Genomic DNA, 17,454 nt, shown 5'->3' with positions numbered 1-17,454 from the left:
GAAGTTTATAGGTTGCGGAGCCTAAAAGGTGGATTAGGTTATACTGACGAAAAGTTAAGATCCATCTTTAAGGATTTCAAGGAAATTGAAATAAGAAAAATGAAGGAAATAAAACAGCCGAATGAGGCTTTTGGTGTACCTGACTTGTTGACTGCTCTATTTCAAAAATATTAATTTTTCTTATTCAACTAACGGGTGCTTTAGTTAAACATGGGGCTGCCTGTATGGGGAGCCTTTTTCTAATTGAACTAACGAAGCAGTTTAGTTCAACAAGAAATCACAATAAATGTTCCGGAAAATTTAAACAAAATCAGAGAATTAGTATAAAAATGTGAAATAAATTTTTTATATTTGTGAGGTGAATAAATGAAAGGCTTTTTGAATGAAATTCGAAGACCAATAAAAATATCGTTATCAAGAAAAATCTTATATTCGGCTTTAGCATTTATCGCAGGGGTTATTTTAGGTGTAATTTCCAAGGTGTTTGATGAGACGGCTAGTAATTTATTACCATATTTCCTTGAAGTGTTGGATTTAAGGAACTTCTTTTCTCGTATGGGCGTTTGGATTTTCCTTGCGATGCTAATATCTGTGTATAGCAAATCACCTGTAAGGTCTGCAATAAATGTTTTTTTGTTTTTTGTAGGCATGGTAGGTAGTTATTATCTTTATACTGTTATGATAGCTGGTTTTTTCCCTAAATCATATATGATGCTTTGGATTATCATGACTGTTATTTCACCATTTATGGCTTTTGTATGTTGGTATGCAAAAGGGAAAGATGTTATTGCTATTTCTATTTCATCTATATTAATGTTTATTTCAAGACAGACTTTTGCATTTGGATATTGGTATTTTGATATTATATATATATTGGAGTTTCTACTCTGGATAGCTACAATTTTTGTTTTATATCAGTCACCAAAACAAATAATCAAGGTGGTTCCAATAGGTTTGCTTCTTTACTTCCTTACCGCTCAAACTAATTTATTCTGGGGGACTAAAATGTACCCTTTGTAAAGGACATTTATAAAAAAGTCTTTAAGCAATTTGAAGAAGATGCTGGCTGTATTTTGCAGGGGGCATCTTTTTCAAATTCCATTGTCCGCGGTAATGGTTATAGTATGTCATATAACTCTTTACTTCTTGTTTTACCTCTTCTAACGTTTCACAGTTCTTTATACCCGTCTCATCCTTAAAATGTCCAAAAAAGATTCTTGGGGCGCATTATCCCAACAGTTGCCACGACGTGACATCGACTGACTTAATCCCATCTTCTTCACAAGTTTTTGAAACCGGGGATTCGTATAATGGAATCCTTGATCCGAATGGATAAAGGCACCTTCAGCTATAAATGTATGGTTGCGTTTTAATTTATGTAATGTATTTAGGGCAATGTCTAGCGTAATTTTATCTGATACTTCATAAGCCAGTATTTCATTTGTTTCCGCATCTTTAATCGTAGATAAATAAGCACGTTTACCTTGTTTATACGTTAGATAAGTGATATCTGTTAATAATACTTTACCAGCCACACCTTGTTTAAATTGACGTTGGAGAAGGTTTGGACAAGTACGGTGTTCTTTCGTTGCTTTTGCCATTCGACTATAAGGATTAGCTTTTCGAATGGGACAAACAATATCAAATTTCTTCATAATCCTGCGAATTCGTTTAAGGTTGTATGTAATACCATATTGATTTTCCAAAGTCATTTTAATTTGACGAGCACCTTTTTTACGATGGCAGAAATGAAACGCTTTTAAAATGATTGCCTTTACTTCTTCATCTCCTTGATCACGTGCTACACGGTTTTGATTTGCTTTTTCAGCAAAGTAATTGTAATAACCTGAACGTGACCCGCTTGACCATTTGCTTTAATTTGTATTTTTTAATAGTTTCATAAATTAGTAGGAATTTCTGTTCCGTTACGAGTTCTATTTTCTCTTCAACATCTGCCTTTCGAGTAGATCGAGCTTTTTTAAGAGTTCATTTTCTGCTTGTAATAATCTATTTTTCGCTTCTAATCGAGCATACTTTTCCTCTAAACTTAATTCACGCTCTGAGGGGCGCCCTGAATTCTCTTTTCGTGTATCTACCAATCCATTTATTCCTTTTTCTCGATAAGTATTACGCCAACGCTTACCAGAGGAAATTACGCGATCTAAGCCAATTAACTCAATATCCAAACCAGCGGTTTCAAAAATTTCACGAGTGCCTTTTCCTTTTTCATTCTCTGCAATAAAATGTCTTTTAAATTCATCTGTATATGTGATTCCCTTTTCACTAACAGACGCTACATAAGGGTTACGAGCAAGTTGTTTTTGTTCTGCTTTACTTAAGTATCTTTTTGTCATTTTGTCATCCCCAACACGTTTTTCTTTATTATAAATAAAAGTACCCCATAGAATAGACTTTTTTTAAGTGTCTATCCCATAGGGTACATTTTAGACGTTGTAGGATTTTATATTAACTATCAAAGATTGGTAAAGATTCTACTTAAACTAACAGGTGCTTTACTTCAGGAAGGAGTAAAGCCTTTTTTCTTATTGTACTAACGGGGCAGTTTAGTTGAAGAAGAAGGTTTTTTTGCGATTGTGTTGAATAAGATAATATATGTAATTTATTGAAGAGATGGGTAAAATAGATAAATTCTTGAAATGGTTTATGGCTTCATTTATATTGGGGGTTGTAGGGCTAATAGCAGTTTTTTTTGTAGCAAGAGTAACTGGTGAAATGAATCGAAGCATCTTGTTAGTTAGCACTTTAACTATATTCGTTTTAATTCTATCTTCGTTATTTAGTATTGTTAAAGCTAATTCAAATAGAATCCGAAGAGAATTAGTTATCTCCGTACTTTTTGCCATTATTCCTTTATCAGCATTAGTAATAAATGGGTTAATTTTTACTGTTTATTTTGTAGGCAAATAAAGTGACTATTGTGAAGAAATATACTTAAACTAACGGGTGCTTTACTTCAAGAAGGAGTAAAGCCTTTTTTCTTACTGAAACTAGAGCAGTGGTTTAGTTGAAGAAGGATTAATTTGCAGAAGATGAATAAGTAAATAGAAAGTGTAATAATTCCTTAAGGAGTTTTGATATGAAAATAAATATTTTATTAATGTTAATAGTTATTAATATAGCTGGTTGTAATGGAATACCTCAGCCTTCTTCGTCAACTGATTATGTTCAAGCACAGGGCAAAGTTATTGTAGAAAAAAAGACTATACAATGAGGATAGGTGATTTTGAACGGAAAGATGGAAACTTTGAAGCTAGAAAGATTAGTGAGACCAATATATATGACTTAGCAGACCGATTCAATACAGTAGAAGATGAAAAAGGGGATAAAATAAAAATTGAGATTGAACAAAATCCATCTTCAATAATTGTAGAGCAATGGAATGAAGATGGTACAATTGTTGCTGTTGAACTTATAGGTAATGAAATTACACTACCATCTAAAGAGGGATATTATATTTATGAAGTTATCGTAGAATGGAATGAAGGAAAAATAAATTATGTTTTTGATATTAATATTAAATAAAATTAAACAAACTTCAATCAGGTCTAAATTAGTAGATTCTTCCCCAACTAACGGGTGCTTTACTTCAAGAAGGAGTAAAGCATTTTTTTTATTAAGCTAAAGCAGCAGGTTAGTTGAATAAGAAGGTTTTTTACGATTGTGTTGAATAAGTTAATATATGTAAATTATTGAACAAAAGAGGTGCTTTACTTCAAGTCTGGTGGTGGCACTTTTTCTTGAACTAACTGGGCAGTTTAGTTTAACAAGGAACTATGTTCAGGAGTAGTACAGAGAATAAAGAAAGAAATAGAAAAGTGGGTTTTTTATGATAATGAAAATGGATATTCGATGTCATTTTTACGGTGAAGAATTTTCTCCAAAAGTGTTTGAACAACTAACAGGTCTTACATTAGTGAAAAAAATTGAAGTAGGGGAAACTTTAAAAGTAGGAATAAACAAAGGAAATCCTTCTGATTATGGTAGTGGTCAACTATAAGGAATGAAGATTTTGGACTTGGTTGGATTGCTTTAACCTTATCTAAACAGATAGAGGTACTTCGCAGATGTGGTACAGAGAAGATTGACTTAGTAATTGGAGTTTGGTATGACAAACAGTGCAATCTTGTATTTGAACCCGAGTCAATTAAGTTAATTGGTGAATTAGGCATTCCCTTACAAGTAAGCTGTTACGAGGATTACTAAATCTTATTCAACTAACGGGTGCTTTAGTTAAACAAGACCATCAGTTTGATGGTCTATTTCTTTATCCAAAAAATCAAGTAGTTCTAAGAAATCCATTGTGAAATGTTACACTTAAACTAACGAAGCAGTTTAGTTGAACAATAGTCATTAGCTATTATTCAACAATCGGACCATTTAACGGAATAAGGAAAAGTATTATTAGTGTAAAATCAAAGTGTTTAATCAGGGAATATTTTAGTTCAGAAAAAAATGATTTAATATTCCGAAAATTATTTGCGATAGGAACGTGCGTTTGTTAAAATCAAGTAAACGACAAAAGGGGAGTATGATGAGTAACATAATTCTTCGAAATCTGATTGAGGATGACCTTCCTATTTTTTTTAAGCACCAACAGAACCGTGAAGCGAACTATTTGGCTGCATTTACGAGCATAGACCCCAGTGATTGGGATAGCTTCACTACACACTGGAAAATAAAATTCTTACGGATAAGGATATTATGAAGCAGACGATCATTTTCGAAAATAATGTGGTAGGCATATTTCACGTTTTGAGCAGTTCGGAGAACCAGAAGTTAGCTATTGGAATGGAAAGGAATATTGGGGCAAAGGAATCGTAACCAAAGCTTTAAGGGAATTTCTAAAACACATTACAATTCGTCCTCTTTATGCTCGTGCTGCGAAAGATAATGCCGGATCTCTTAAGGTCTTAGAGAAATGTGGATTCGTGATTACAGGTCAGGACAGTGGGTATTCTAATGAACGTGGAGAAGATGTGGAGGAGTTTATTCTCACCCTCAAATAAAGAAATCTAGAAGTTTAATGTTAATTACGTTATAGGGCGCATTTCTTTAGTAAGAAGGTGTCTATTTGATATGCCCCTACACATCAACGGATTAGATTTTGTTAAGTCAAAAAAAGATTGTGAAGATTTTCACTTAAACTCCCATGAAAATTAAAAAACACTCAAAATCTATAAAATTGCATAACAAAAGAGACTCAGAAATTGCTTTTTTAAAAAAAGGCAGAGCCTTCAGGATGATTATATTAAGCTGGATGTTAAATCAGCAACCAACTCCATCCTTCTTATAATAAAGGCAAGGCTGGTGCAGTAACCAGAGTAGGATTAATCTCCCATGAGTGCTACTCGTAAAGAGTGCGACAGTCTGTGATGCACCGTGGTCGTTGGAGTCAGTCTAATGGATGGGCTCTAAGGCACCATAGTTCATCGACCTTCTTCACCAGCCATATTAATCTATACCCGTTCTGAACCAATTTTCATCCTCTGTGGTGTAGCGTTTTTTGCTGCACGGATGGCTAACGGGGCAGGTTAGTTTAATAATAAAGGAAAAAATAAATTTGAATGCTTACAATAAAAATATTTAAAACTATTTCTTGAATTAAAAGGAGGTATAAAAATGAATGTTAAAGATGTATTAATAGCACAGTTAAATGCTTGTCATGAAAATACATGGTTTGTATCGTTACTAAATTCAGTTGAAGGACTTACTGAGGAACAAGCAAATTGGAAACCAAGCGAATCAAATAACTCTATTTTTGAGATAGTAAATCACTTAATCTTCTATAATGAACGTTATTTAAATCGATTTATAGACATACCCAACGAAAAAAATGATAATAACAATACCTTTAAGAATAGGAAAGAATTAAATTGGAATGATGCGGTTAAGAAGATAACAGAGATTATGTCTGAATGGAAAAATGTTGTTATGGAAGTAGATAACAAAAAACTCGATGAAAAAGCACCTGATCTTGCTCACCTTACTATTCATACAACATACCATACTGGACAAATTATCTATATTAGAAAGTTACAAGGAGTTTGGAACTCTAAAGAAGGGGTAATTGGATAAACTCCTGTTCAGCTAACGGGTGCTTTAGTTAAACACAAGACCATCTTTTCGATAGTCTATTTTTACGGTCAAAACATCAAGTAGATTTCGGCGATCCTTTGTGAAATGTTACACTTAAACTAACGGTGCAGTTTAGTTTAATAAGGCTTTACATAATTGCATACAAAAAAGCTAAGAGAAAAATACTCTTAGCTTTAACTAACAAATGAAATAATGGTTATTTGTGACCTACTTCAAGGTAGAGAACACCCGAATTAGTGGATACTGTAGAGTGGACACTTCTGCCACCAGCAGTAAAGTCGTCAGGGATGTCTCCACTGTTCAGATAATTCCAAACACGAGTACCATCTCCTTCAAAATACAATTTGAAGACTTCTTTTGCGACAATCGGAATACGATAGGCTTGTGGCATTTGACCATTTGCGTCTCCATCCCACATAGTAAATCTGATACCAACTTCATAAGGAGCGTCAGGACCCTGATAAATAACTTGAATAGCTCCCATTTGACCAGCAATGGTGTAACGAGAACCACCATTTACAAATCCAAGTTCATTTTGAAGAGTACGATAGTTTACAGCAGAGTCAGCACTCCATGAAGATTTCAACACTGGAGCTACCCAACCATCAGAATATTTTTTGCCATTCTCTGGAGTCGAAGCAAGTGGATTATTCTCTAACAATGCAAGTTTGGTTTTAGATGGGGTTTCATATTGTACAACATTTGATCTCTTTACGAACAAACCGCCACCAAGTCCATAAAAACCACCATCTTGACCTTTATAGCTATAGACTCTAAATTCTTCACCTTTACTTAAAGACCTATTGATTTGTCTTGGTATGCCATCATTGTTATTTTGGTAAAGTGGAGCTGTATTTAACACAGTTATCTTACCAATTTGTCCTTTTCTCAATTCTGTTTTTCCCCACATTACTTTAGTGGATGCTTCCGTTATTGTAACAGGTGATAATAGTAATGCTGGGATTATTAATGCAGATAAAAAAATTTTTTTCATATGTTTCCATTTACCTCCAATATATTACTCAATCACTATATCGGTATATTATATTAATTATTTACTCACTCATAACGCTACACCATTTTTTTCTTCTTCAACTAACATGGTGCTTTACTTCAAGAAGGAGTAAACCCTTTTTTATTATTGAACTAACGCTGCAGGTTAGTTCAAAAGAAAGAGATAAAAGATGATATTTTAACTACTAATAGAATTAACAAAAAGAGAGGGAACGGACTTTAATGACAAAAGAAATGTTTGTACAAATAAATGATTTTAAACTATACGCTAAATTGGTTGGAGAAAATAAGGGAAGACCGACTATTGTAATGGATGCTGGGTATGGAGACACTTCAAAGTCTTGGGATTCAGTGATTAGTGATATATCAATGCTGTCTGATGTTCTCATTTATGATAGAGCAGGACTTGGGAAGAGTGAATCAAGTTCTAACTCAAGAACGAGCCGTAAGATGGTAAGAGAATTGCATGAACTTCTTAGTCAAGCAAATATAAAACCTCCATACATATTAGTTGGTCATTCATTTGGTGGAGTTAATACACGTTTGTATGCAACTGAATATCAAAATGAAGTATGTGGGCTTGTCCTGGTCGATTCTACACCCGAAGATTATAGAGAAAGATTTCTCCCAACGATGCCACAAGAGTTTCAACAAGCATACAACAAGCAATTTGTTTACGAAGGTAATTATGATGAGTTTATGGAAAGCTTAAAACAGTTGAAGAAATCAAGAAGAATGTTAAATGTCCCATTAATTGTTCTTTCAGCGGGAAAGAAAGCTCATTATTCGGAGGAATCACAAGGATTATGGAATGAGCTGCAGAAAGAGATTCTTGAAATATCCTCAAACGGAGAATTTGTAATTGCTAAAAATAGTGCCCATTATATACAGAATGATGAACCAGAAGTAGTCGTTAGTGCAATAAAAAGGCTGATTGACAAGAATTAAGATATATTGTGAAGAGTTTCACTTGAATTAACGGGTGCTTTACTTCAATAAGGAGTAAGGCATTTTTTATATTTACATTCGGAAAGGATAATGTATAAGCCATTTTGTTTTATCAAATATGCCATTAGAAATGGGCATACAATAAAAGAACGGAAAAATGTCTTCGGGACCTTTGAAATTCAAACCGATTAAAAGTATAGACGGAGCTTTGATACTTGAAAGGAAATATTTCCTTAGTGGGTGCATTAGGATGTATGTTGTTAAGTGGAATATGGATTCATCAACATCAGGAAAGTGAAGTCGCTTCGGCTGTTAAATCTGAGAAAGAACAATTAGACAATGTTCTGACGATGGATATTTTAGAAACCTGTACATCGTAAGAGTTACAAATCATAGAATGGGAGCTTAATGACTTAATGGATGATTTTAGTGATAATAACGGAGAAGGAGAATTCAGCGATTTTCTTGAAGAGCTTGGAGAAAGAGAGTCAGAAAGTTTGCTAGAATCAGTTGAGAGTTCAAAAACAATAAAAAAAAGAATTTGTGTAACTACAAAACGTAATTTTTGTTATTCATCAATAGGGCCAAATCGTATTATGTGGTTAGCCGGTTTTTTCTGGTTGACCTATTTTTTTTGGTACTATATTTGTAGTGAACAACATAAACATTCTATAGAAGAAAATTACTCTTATAGGAGGTTTCCATGGATCAAAAGGGTCAAAGTCATCAAGTAGACCAAATAAAGCAAATGCAACAAATGTTTAAAGCGAACATGAAAACTCAACCTTATCCCATGTACCCTAACTATGGGAAAATCACACGTTACCAAGAAATTCCGATAAGTTTACCTGAACAGCGCCAGCTACGCCATCCCGGAGTGGAAAAATTTATGGTACCCCTTCCAATTATCGAAAACCCGAACTATAAAGGGAGTGGAAAGTTAACAGGAAAAGTAGCACTTATCACAGGGGGTGACAGTGGTATTGGTGCAGCAGTAGCAATTGCGTTTGCTAAAGAAGGCGCAGATGTTGCTATTTCATACTTAGATGAACATGAGGATGCAAATAGAACAAAAACGAGGATTGAACAACTCGGACAACGTTGTTTTCTAATGCCTGGTGATTTGCGAGACAAACAACAGTGTATCTCTATTGTAGAACAAACAGTAAATACGTTTGGACGTCTTGATATTCTTTGTAACCACGTTGGTATCCAATTCCAACAACTAAGTCTCCTGGACATTACAGATGAGCAATTCGATGACACCTTCAAAGTTAATATATACTCTCATTTTTATACAACAAGAGCAGCGCTTCCACATTTAAAACCAGGCAGCTCAATCATTGGCACTTCTTCAGTGGTGACGTATGTAGGTGAGCAGCAAATGATTGATTATACGGCCACAAAAGGCGCAATAGTTGGTTGGACACGTGCCTTGGCTAAAAATGTCGTGAAACAAGGGATTCGAGTAAATGCCGTCGCCCCCGGCCGAATTTGGACCCCACTTATTTCAGCAAGTTTCTCGTCAGACCAAGTCGCTGTATATGGAGCATTTAATCCAATGGAACGAGTTGCCCATCCATTTGAACTCGCACCAACCTTTGTCTACCTTGCTTCTGATGATTCTCGTTTTGTTACTGGTCAAGTTCTTCATGTTGATGGGGGAGAATCCACACATTCCTAATGGAAGGGGGTTAACATTTTGAGATATGAATTTAATCCAGAAGTAAAGCTATTGCTAGTAAACCATTCAAATGAAAAAGTAAAGATGGTCTATATGGAGGATTCCTGGCCCATGCCAAAAATAGGACCGAGACCACCATACTATTACTACCCAAGTTACGAGCTGAATTATCCAATAATCTAATAATAATAGACAAAAAGACTTCTATACACAGTTTGGAAGCCCATTCAACATTTCGCTTAGGCTTTCAATTATGCTAATTTTCAATTCATCCATAAACTAATAAGAAAATAGAATAACGGTTTTAAAACGACTTTTATACAGTCGTCCTCACGATTTATTAAACATTTGATAACCATGACTTGCTTATCCAAGGGCCACATTGGGTGTGGATCAGCATAAAATTAATGACTGATGTCTGTCCCATTCTCAGATTGATATTTCTAACCCAACTCAATGAAAACACATTATAGTTACCCTATAAACACCTATTATTTGGACTGTTCCATTTTTTTACTGCTTTTGTATAAATTTGAATAGGTCCAAGGGTTCCACCTTGGCAACTTTAATTTTTGTTCAAGAATCTCCAAAGGTGATTTATTCCCGTCTATACCTACACAATCAATGACTACATCTGCTCCGCAATTCGAATGGAATGGTATAGTAACATTTGTTATTTCTTTTGTAATATCAATAATTGTTGTTAATACACGCGTTTACCATGTGTTTAGTATAATTTTTTCAATAGTATGGTGTAATGCGGTTATCTTTTTTTATCTTTTTTAGTTAGTGAGAGGGGTAGGGGAAGCACATTATCAATTGTAATCGGTGTTGTAGGTTTTATTCTAGGGGCATTGATAAGTTTTGGAGGAATGAGTTTAGGTAAGCAATATTATAATGATATAGAAGTTGATAAGTGACTTTATCGGAAGACTACTGCTAAAACAGCGATGAGTGATGGGTGGCCTGATGTAATAAAGAGAAAAAATTCTTTAGATATAAGGGTTTCGGTTGTTGATATTTTGTTGACATTGTTTTTCTCGGTAATACAATTTAATTAATTTCTTAGAAGGTCTTTCATCCGTTCACTGAACGGATGATTGGCCTTTTCTTACATAATACGAGTTAAGTGTTCGTAGATGTTCATGGAAGTATATATTTCCGTATGTTCGTGGGGAAATGCGATATACAGCAAGATCGGGGTGCCGGAGAAGATTTTGTGTATACGTACTACTTATCTGATTCGGAGGGCAATATTGAAGAAACGATGTCTATGTTACTCACTTGTTATAAGAAAAAAACGCAGTAGCAAGCAGAGGGAAGATTTTGTGAAAAAAAGCATTCCTCCAAAAAGGAATGCTATCATATAAATTAAATTAATCGTGCACCACCATCAATATCAACAACAGATCCAGTTGTAAATCCATTTTTTGCTAAGTAAACGTAAGATTGCGCGATGTCTTCTGGTTGTGCAATGCGTTTCACAGGAAGTTGTTCAGCAATTCCTTTGAACATGCCTTCACGATGATCTTCTGGCATTCCTGCGTATATCGGTGTATTTACAATACCAGGTGATACAACATTTACGCGCATTGGTGATAGCTCAATAGCAAGTCCTCTTACTAAACCATCAACTGCAGAATTAATTGCTGCTAATGTAGATGCTCCTTGAGGAGGGCGTTGAGCATAAACACCTGATGTAAGCGTGATGGAACTCGCATCATTCAAGTAAGGGAGTGCAGCAAGAGCTGTAGCATATTGACCCCAGAACTTACTATCGAATGCTTCTTTCGCTCTTTCAACTGGCAACTCTTTAAATAGCCCCATTGTTCCTTCTCCTGCAGTTACTACCAAGTGATCAAAATTCCCTACATTCTTAAAGAAGTTAGCTACACTCTTATCGTTACGAAAATCTAGCTCATATCCTTCTACATCTTGACCCAACAAATTTTTTGCCTCATCGAGCTTGGAAGAAGAACGGCTTGCAACTACTACTTGAGCAGATTCATCTAAAAATGCTTTGGCAGTAGCTAATCCGATCCCCGAAGTACCTCCGACAACAACAACACGTTTTCCTTGTAATGACATTAAATAGCCTCCTGTATTATCAGTATTTTTAATTGGCAACAAGATGTTTATTTCCGAAAAGGACCTAATTTATTCTTAATTTTATGCTTTCAATGCTTGTTGAACCAATTTTTTCAATGGCGTTGGTTGACCGATAAGATTTGTTAAATCATTTGAAGTTTTACCAGTTTCCCCAGCTGCAACGGTATTGTAAATACCTGCAATTAGTTCAGCTACTGGTGCAGGTAATCCAACATTGCCAAGATAATCTTTCATATCATCAAATGATACCTTTTTATGTGAAACTTGTTTACCTGAAACCTCTGATACAACTTCTGCTAGCTCATCGAAAGTCCAAGGTGATGGGTTGACAAGGTTGTATGATTTATTTTCATGTCCTTCTCCCGTTAATACAGCAGCAGCAGCTAATGCAAGATCTTCACGGCTTACGGCATTTAGTTTGCCATCACCTGTGTTTGTTACTAATTCACCAGTTGCTACTGATCCAGCTAAGCTTTCATCAATGAATACATCTGAATAAAGTGAATTACGCAAGAATGTATAGGGTACCCCAGTTGAACGAATTGCATACTCTGTTGCCATATGGACATGTGCAAGATCGATTTGGGATGTTTCACCAAATGCATAACCTGTGTAAGCTATGTGTTTCACACCAGCATCTCGTGCAGCTTGGACGACATTAGCATGTTGACGAATACGAAGAGTATTATCTGAATCCGGTCCTGAAACAAAAAGAACTTTTGAAGCATCTTCAAACGATGTTTTCATCGACTCGTAGTCCATGTAATCGCCATGACGAACTTGTACACCCAGTTCGGCAAGCGCATCAGCTTTTTCTACATTGCGAACGCTAGCGATAATTTCACTTGCAGGAATAGTTTTTAATAGTTCTTGAATGACACGGTTTCCATAATGACCTGTTGCACCAGTAATAACGATTGACATATAAAATTCCTACCCTTCTATTTGCAGATTATTTCAAGAGGTTTTAGTGTAACCAATAACGTTACAACTAGTATAAAAAATAGCTCCAAATAGAGCCGGTTTTCTCTTTTAGTTCAGACACCAATTGTTTTTAGCCAATTCGTGCTCCATGGCAGATTGTGCTTGCAACATCTTTGTCCGAAAAACAGACTCAATATTTGCGCCTACTAGACACTTTGGATTGGTTTCATTATGAAAATTAAAAATATCACCATCGTCTGCAACTTCAATGATTTATACACATCAAGTAAAGTAATCTCATCAAGTCCCTTTTGTAAAAAGGTACCTCCTGCACCGGCACGTACATGGACCAACCCAGCTTTCTTCAACATGCCAATAATACGGCGAATAATGACAGGGTTCGTATTGACGCTTTCAGCAATTAAATCGGAAGTACATGAAGTTGGACTTAATGCAATTAGCGATAAAATAGGTACAGCAATGGAATAACGGCTGCTAAATTTTTTCATACTAGTCACCCTCTCGATGTAATCATTATAGTTACAACGATAATGGAAGTCAAAGAATTAGTTTGAAGAGGAAGGATAATGTGAGCAGTTGAGCAATTCCTATATAAATCCAACAATCTCTTAACGAAAATATTTTAAAACTCAAGCTATGAGGAGGGAAGGGGGGAATTTTAGAAAATGCTCAGAATATTTTTCTAAGCATTTTGAGTCTTATCAATATTACTGTTTCATATTCAATACCCGGGATAGGTCTTTTGATAGAAGGTTTGTCCATTTTACAATTGGAAGATCTAGATTGAAGCCACTTCCTTTAGAATTCATATGAAAGTGAAACTGCCAAACTACAGGCAGGAATCGGTATTTAAAACAGCAGATTGAAGTCTTAAAAAAGTACGAAGAATTGGAAAGGGAGTGGCGCCAAAAGTAGTGATCCCATTAGTCGAAGGATTAAATGATTTTATGCCAATAGGCAAGATCAGTCGGCACCTAGGTGTAGGATGCTCGTCCTACTATCGTTGGAGAAAGAATGCAGATCAAATGACTGAAAAGAAATTCGAGACCAACAGATTGGCGACTTGTGCAAATAACATAAGTTCCGATATGGCTATCGAAAAATATCGTCTTTGTATTCAGGAGTTTGTGAGAAGACCGTGCGACGTATCATGCAAAAGCACAGCTGGCAATGTAAGGTTAACGTCAAGAAACGTAAGAAAACTGGGCAGCCTGCTTATGTATCTGATAACTTATTGGCACGTGATTTTACGGTAACTAAACCACTAGTAAAGCTTGTGACAGATATTACTTACTTGCCTTTTGGTCAAACGATGATGTATCTTTCAAGTATTAAGGATCTCTTTAACGGCGAAATTATCGCCTATACGATTGGACTGAATCAAGATACAAAACTTGTATTAGATACTCTTAAGCAGCTTCCTAATTTGCTTCAAGGATGTATTCTGCATAGTGACCAAGGTTCCGTTTATACATCCTATGCTTATCAAAAAGCATTCAAAGAAAAAGGAATTACCACGAGCATGTCCCGCAAAGGCACGCCAGCTGATAATTCTCCAGTTGTGGACATCCATCCCACATGCACGATCATTACTTCCATTGTAATCATCCTTTCTACGGCAAATTAGTATTGGAGGCTGGTGTAATAACCAGAGTAGGATTAATCTCCCATGAGTGCTTCCCGTAAGGGAGCGACAGTCTGTGATGCACCGTGGTCGTTGGAGTCAGACTAACGGATGGGCTCTATGGCACCATAGATATCGACCTTCTTTGCCAGCAGTACCTATCTATACCCGATCTGAAACAATTTTTATCCTCTGTGGTGCAGATTTTTTGAGCTGCATGTATGGCTAACGGGGCAGATTAGTTGAACAAGGTTATTAAATAATTTGTGGTTATGTAGAGAAAAAAACCCTTTGATTAGAATCTAAGGGTCTTGAAAGCATTGAAAAGACTAGCACGGAGGCAGTCTCTTCACAGCTATAATTGATTATATTATTTATCTTTACTATACTTCCTAGGGGTTTGAACATCTATATATTCATCACTAATCTCACCAACAATTTCTTCTAAAATATCTTCCATTGTTACCAGACCGGCAGTACAACCATCTTTATTTGTGACGATAGCCATATGAACCCTGTTTTGCTGCATTTTAGACAGTACTTTCTGGATAGAAGTTGTTTCAGGGAAACGCGGCATTTCGTGAATAAACGATTCCGATTTCTCTGTTCTTCCAGCTGCCATGCTAGTCAATAACTCTTTCGTATTAATAAAACCGATTAGCTTGTCTTTGTTTCCTTCTTCTGTCACCGGATAACGCGTGTATTCATGGTCATCTAGAGCCTCGAACAATTCGGATTGCGGCAGGTTCTTGTCCACAGTTACGATTTCTGATCGTGGTATCATGATGTTTTTCACAATCCTATCGTCAAACGCAAAAATATTTTTAAGGTAGGTTAATTCGGTTTGATTGATCTCGCCGCTTTGGTAGCTTTCCGCTACGATTAATTTCAACTCTTCTTCCGAATGGGCCTCTTCATGCCCAGCTGGCTCTACTCCAAATAGCCGTAAAAAGACCCTCGCGGAACCGTTCAGTAACCAGATGAACGGACTCATTACTTTTCCGAACCAATACAGGGGGGGAGCAAGTAGCAACGTCATTTTTTCTGCGTATTGAATAGCTAATGTCTTTGGTGCCAATTCTCCAATCACCACATGTAGGAACGTGACTATTGCCAGGGCGATGGCATAGGATAGCGCAGTCGCCAATGCTTCTGGAATAGCAAAATACTCAAATAACGGATGCAGCATTCTTTCAACAGTCGGTTCACCCAATGCCCCAAGGCCTAAAGCAGTTACCGTAATTCCCAATTGGCAGGCAGATAGGTAATAATCCAATTCGTTCGTAACTTTCTTTGCGAGTGCGGCCTTCTTATTTCCTTCTGATATCAATTGGTCGATTCTTGACATACGCACCTTTAAGATGGCAAATTCAGCCCCAACGAAGAAAGCGGTCAAGAGTATGAGCAATGCTATTAATAACAAGTTTACTATGGTCTGTCCATCCAAATTTTCTCCCTCAAGAGAGGGATTCACCTCCAGTAATTTTAACTCAGTTATATCGAATTACATTTTTGTTAAGTTTCTTGATGAAACATAACCCGCTTTATTTGTTGATTATCCATTTCAGTAACCGTCCATAGAAAGTTATCTTTGGAGATTGTATCCCCGGTTTGTACCTCTCCCGGGCTTTGGGAATAAATCCAGCCCCCAATTGTATCGATATCTTCGCTTTCATCAAAAACTAAACCAAAGCGGTCTTGAAGATCTTTTAAGAGTACACGGCCATTGATGAGGTATTGCTTTTCATCAATCTTGCTGATATCTGGTACTTCGTCAGCATCGAATTCATCGCGGATTTCACCCACAATTTCCTCTAGAATGTCTTCCATCGTAATAATGCCGGCAGTTCCGCCATATTCATCAGCTACTAATGCGATATGAACATGGGTATTCTGCATTCTAAGCAAAGCATCCTGTAGTCCCGTTGTTTCAAAAACCATAGGGAGTTCCCGTATGAACTCCTCGAGTTTTCGCTTCCGTCCTGCTACTATATGGGGAAGCATCTTTTTGGCGCTGACAAAACCGAGAATCCGGTCTTTGTCGCCGTTTTCCGATACCGGATAACGAGTGTAGTTGTTTTCATCCAAAATTTTTATGATCTCATCCAGTGGCATGTCTTTATCCAGGGTAACCAGTTCAGTTCGTGGAACCATGATGTCCTTGGCGACCCGTTCGTCAAACGTGAAGACATTCTCCATATAGGATAGTTCCATTTGATTGAGCGCGCCACCCTCGTAACTTTGGGCCATGATGATTTTCAGTTCCTCTTCCGAGTATGCCTGTTCATGTCCAGCAGGCTTAACGCCAAATGTTTTTAACAGGACGCCTGCTGATCCGTTCAAAGTCCAAATAAATGGCTTCATGATATATCCGAACCAGTAGAGAAAAGGAGCAAGAATCAAGGTCATTTTTTCAGCATATTGAATGGCCAATGTTTTCGGGGCCATCTCGCCAATTACGACATGTAAAAACGTTACCAGTAAAAAGGCGATGGCATAGGACGCTGCGGATGCCAGGGCATCGGAGACAGCAAAAAATTCAAAGATCGGGTACATCAGACGTTCTACAGTTGGTTTTCCCAATGCCCCTAATCCTAGAGCGGTAACAGTGATTCCTAGCTGACAGGCTGATAAATAATAATCTAAATTAACAGCCACTTTCTTCGCAAGTACTGCCTTTTTGTTACCTTCGGCGATCAATTGATCAAGCCGCGACATTCTAATCTTGACTACGGCAAATTCTGATCCTACAAAAAACGCAGTCAAGCCAATCAAAATCACTAATAAAACTAAATTTATTATGGTAATTATATCCACTTATATTCCCTTTAAAGGGATTCACCTCCAAATTAATTACATCAAAGTCAATGAGGAAGCAATCGACATCAACCGTGTTTTTAGCGTTTTATGAATTTTTATTTTTTATGTGAGTAGTTACAAATGCAAACTTTGTAGATCCAAAAAAGAGCATTTAAAGGGATTAATAATACGATTTAATGTAATGGCCTTCCCT

The 17,454-nt window shown here is 36.4% G+C and carries 15 protein-coding genes and 6 pseudogenes; 13 read left to right on the top strand and 8 right to left on the bottom strand.

Annotated elements, in window-relative coordinates; all coding sequences use genetic code 11:
• Positions 1-174, top strand: a pseudogene (locus PGC35_RS20180) (SAM-dependent methyltransferase); the annotation flags it as partial.
• A 192-nt stretch (positions 175-366) separates the two neighbouring features.
• Complete coding sequence (locus tag PGC35_RS20175; protein WP_375220439.1) at positions 367-1,020, top strand: hypothetical protein; 654 nt, start codon at positions 367-369, stop codon at positions 1,018-1,020.
• Positions 1,021-1,041: 21 nt separating this feature from the next.
• Here PGC35_RS20175 and PGC35_RS20170 read toward each other — a convergent pair.
• Positions 1,042-2,354: pseudogene (locus PGC35_RS20170) on the bottom strand (IS3 family transposase).
• A gap of 277 nt (positions 2,355-2,631) precedes the next feature.
• On the opposite strand from PGC35_RS20170, the gene PGC35_RS20165 reads away from it, so the two are divergent.
• The 6 genes and pseudogenes from PGC35_RS20165 (at position 2,632) to PGC35_RS20140 (ending at position 6,096) form a co-directional block, all read left to right on the top strand.
• On the top strand, positions 2,632-2,928 hold the full coding sequence (locus PGC35_RS20165; RefSeq protein WP_375220438.1) for a hypothetical protein: 297 nt from the start codon (positions 2,632-2,634) through the stop codon (positions 2,926-2,928).
• 169 nt (positions 2,929-3,097) lie between these two features.
• Entirely contained in the window at positions 3,098-3,232 is a 135-nt protein-coding gene (locus PGC35_RS20160) for a hypothetical protein (protein WP_375220437.1), read from the top strand.
• Complete coding sequence (locus PGC35_RS20155) at positions 3,229-3,543, top strand: hypothetical protein (RefSeq protein WP_375220436.1); 315 nt, start codon at positions 3,229-3,231, stop codon at positions 3,541-3,543. The genes PGC35_RS20160 and PGC35_RS20155 overlap by 4 nt, the downstream gene beginning before the upstream one ends.
• A 304-nt stretch (positions 3,544-3,847) precedes the next feature.
• Positions 3,848-4,018, top strand: coding sequence for a hypothetical protein (locus tag PGC35_RS20150; protein WP_375220435.1), 171 nt, complete (start codon positions 3,848-3,850; stop codon positions 4,016-4,018).
• Between the two features lie 534 nt (positions 4,019-4,552).
• Positions 4,553-5,027 (top strand): annotated as a pseudogene (locus PGC35_RS20145) (GNAT family N-acetyltransferase).
• A 613-nt stretch (positions 5,028-5,640) separates the two neighbouring features.
• Positions 5,641-6,096: a DinB family protein gene (locus tag PGC35_RS20140; RefSeq protein WP_375220434.1), complete on the top strand. Its 456-nt coding sequence runs from the start codon at positions 5,641-5,643 to the stop codon at positions 6,094-6,096.
• A 217-nt stretch (positions 6,097-6,313) separates the two neighbouring features.
• Here PGC35_RS20140 and PGC35_RS20135 read toward each other — a convergent pair whose 3' ends face one another.
• Positions 6,314-7,111: a hypothetical protein gene (locus PGC35_RS20135; protein WP_375220433.1), complete on the bottom strand. Its 798-nt coding sequence runs from the start codon at positions 7,109-7,111 to the stop codon at positions 6,314-6,316.
• Positions 7,112-7,353: 242 nt separating this feature from the next.
• On the opposite strand from PGC35_RS20135, the gene PGC35_RS20130 reads away from it, so the two are divergent.
• The 4 genes from PGC35_RS20130 (at position 7,354) to PGC35_RS20115 (ending at position 9,763) form a co-directional block, all read left to right on the top strand.
• The gene (locus tag PGC35_RS20130; protein ID WP_375220432.1) at positions 7,354-8,079 is read left to right on the top strand and encodes an alpha/beta fold hydrolase; all 726 of its coding nucleotides are present in this window, start codon (positions 7,354-7,356) and stop codon (positions 8,077-8,079) included.
• Between the two features lie 215 nt (positions 8,080-8,294).
• Positions 8,295-8,459: a hypothetical protein gene (locus PGC35_RS20125; protein ID WP_375220431.1), complete on the top strand. Its 165-nt coding sequence runs from the start codon at positions 8,295-8,297 to the stop codon at positions 8,457-8,459.
• A 36-nt stretch (positions 8,460-8,495) separates the two neighbouring features.
• A complete protein-coding gene (locus PGC35_RS20120; protein WP_375220430.1) occupies positions 8,496-8,813 on the top strand; it encodes a hypothetical protein in 318 nt (105 codons plus the stop codon).
• Positions 8,783-9,763 (top strand): SDR family oxidoreductase, encoded by a 981-nt coding sequence (locus PGC35_RS20115; protein WP_375220429.1) that lies wholly within the window; start codon positions 8,783-8,785, stop codon positions 9,761-9,763. Before PGC35_RS20120 ends, PGC35_RS20115 begins: the two co-directional genes overlap by 31 nt.
• 263 nt (positions 9,764-10,026) lie before the next feature.
• Here the strand turns inward: PGC35_RS20115 and PGC35_RS20110 are convergent.
• The 4 genes and pseudogenes from PGC35_RS20110 to PGC35_RS20095 form a co-directional block, all read right to left on the bottom strand.
• Positions 10,027-10,467: pseudogene (locus tag PGC35_RS20110) on the bottom strand (glutathione-dependent formaldehyde dehydrogenase); the annotation flags it as partial.
• Between the two features lie 667 nt (positions 10,468-11,134).
• Complete coding sequence (locus tag PGC35_RS20105; RefSeq protein ID WP_375220428.1) at positions 11,135-11,851, bottom strand: SDR family oxidoreductase; 717 nt, start codon at positions 11,849-11,851, stop codon at positions 11,135-11,137.
• Between the two features lie 81 nt (positions 11,852-11,932).
• The gene (locus PGC35_RS20100; RefSeq protein WP_375220427.1) at positions 11,933-12,796 is read right to left on the bottom strand and encodes an SDR family oxidoreductase; all 864 of its coding nucleotides are present in this window, start codon (positions 12,794-12,796) and stop codon (positions 11,933-11,935) included.
• Between the two features lie 108 nt (positions 12,797-12,904).
• A pseudogene (locus PGC35_RS20095) lies at positions 12,905-13,305 on the bottom strand (Rrf2 family transcriptional regulator).
• A gap of 320 nt (positions 13,306-13,625) precedes the next feature.
• On the opposite strand from PGC35_RS20095, the pseudogene PGC35_RS20090 reads away from it, so the two are divergent.
• Positions 13,626-14,390 (top strand): annotated as a pseudogene (locus PGC35_RS20090) (IS3 family transposase); the annotation flags it as partial.
• A gap of 421 nt (positions 14,391-14,811) precedes the next feature.
• Here the strand turns inward: PGC35_RS20090 and PGC35_RS20085 are convergent.
• Positions 14,812-15,888 (bottom strand): hemolysin family protein, encoded by a 1,077-nt coding sequence (locus PGC35_RS20085; protein ID WP_375220426.1) that lies wholly within the window; start codon positions 15,886-15,888, stop codon positions 14,812-14,814.
• 68 nt (positions 15,889-15,956) lie between these two features.
• Complete coding sequence (locus PGC35_RS20080) at positions 15,957-17,258, bottom strand: hemolysin family protein (protein ID WP_375220425.1); 1,302 nt, start codon at positions 17,256-17,258, stop codon at positions 15,957-15,959.
• Positions 17,259-17,454 lie beyond the last annotated feature (196 nt).

Source organism: Psychrobacillus sp. PGGUH221, from assembly GCF_042055255.1.
In the GTDB taxonomy this organism is placed as follows: domain Bacteria; phylum Bacillota; class Bacilli; order Bacillales_A; family Planococcaceae; genus Psychrobacillus.
This window is presented reverse-complemented; position numbering and strand designations above follow the sequence as displayed.

What these genes read in the sequence shown, in the direction of transcription:
- PGC35_RS20100 (WP_375220427.1), bottom strand. Translation starts at nt 12,796, where the DNA reads ATGTCAATCGTTATTACTGGTGCAACAGGTCATTATGGAAACCGTGTC.
- PGC35_RS20115 (WP_375220429.1), top strand. Translation starts at nt 8,783, where the DNA reads ATGGATCAAAAGGGTCAAAGTCATCAAGTAGACCAAATAAAGCAAATG.
- PGC35_RS20105 (WP_375220428.1), bottom strand. Translation starts at nt 11,851, where the DNA reads ATGTCATTACAAGGAAAACGTGTTGTTGTTGTCGGAGGTACTTCGGGG.
- PGC35_RS20175 (WP_375220439.1), top strand. Translation starts at nt 367, where the DNA reads ATGAAAGGCTTTTTGAATGAAATTCGAAGACCAATAAAAATATCGTTA.
- PGC35_RS20150 (WP_375220435.1), top strand. Translation starts at nt 3,848, where the DNA reads ATGATAATGAAAATGGATATTCGATGTCATTTTTACGGTGAAGAATTT.
- PGC35_RS20120 (WP_375220430.1), top strand. Translation starts at nt 8,496, where the DNA reads ATGGATGATTTTAGTGATAATAACGGAGAAGGAGAATTCAGCGATTTT.
- PGC35_RS20160 (WP_375220437.1), top strand. Translation starts at nt 3,098, where the DNA reads ATGAAAATAAATATTTTATTAATGTTAATAGTTATTAATATAGCTGGT.
- PGC35_RS20135 (WP_375220433.1), bottom strand. Translation starts at nt 7,111, where the DNA reads ATGAAAAAAATTTTTTTATCTGCATTAATAATCCCAGCATTACTATTA.
- PGC35_RS20155 (WP_375220436.1), top strand. Translation starts at nt 3,229, where the DNA reads ATGAGGATAGGTGATTTTGAACGGAAAGATGGAAACTTTGAAGCTAGA.
- PGC35_RS20165 (WP_375220438.1), top strand. Translation starts at nt 2,632, where the DNA reads ATGGGTAAAATAGATAAATTCTTGAAATGGTTTATGGCTTCATTTATA.
- PGC35_RS20130 (WP_375220432.1), top strand. Translation starts at nt 7,354, where the DNA reads ATGACAAAAGAAATGTTTGTACAAATAAATGATTTTAAACTATACGCT.
- PGC35_RS20140 (WP_375220434.1), top strand. Translation starts at nt 5,641, where the DNA reads ATGAATGTTAAAGATGTATTAATAGCACAGTTAAATGCTTGTCATGAA.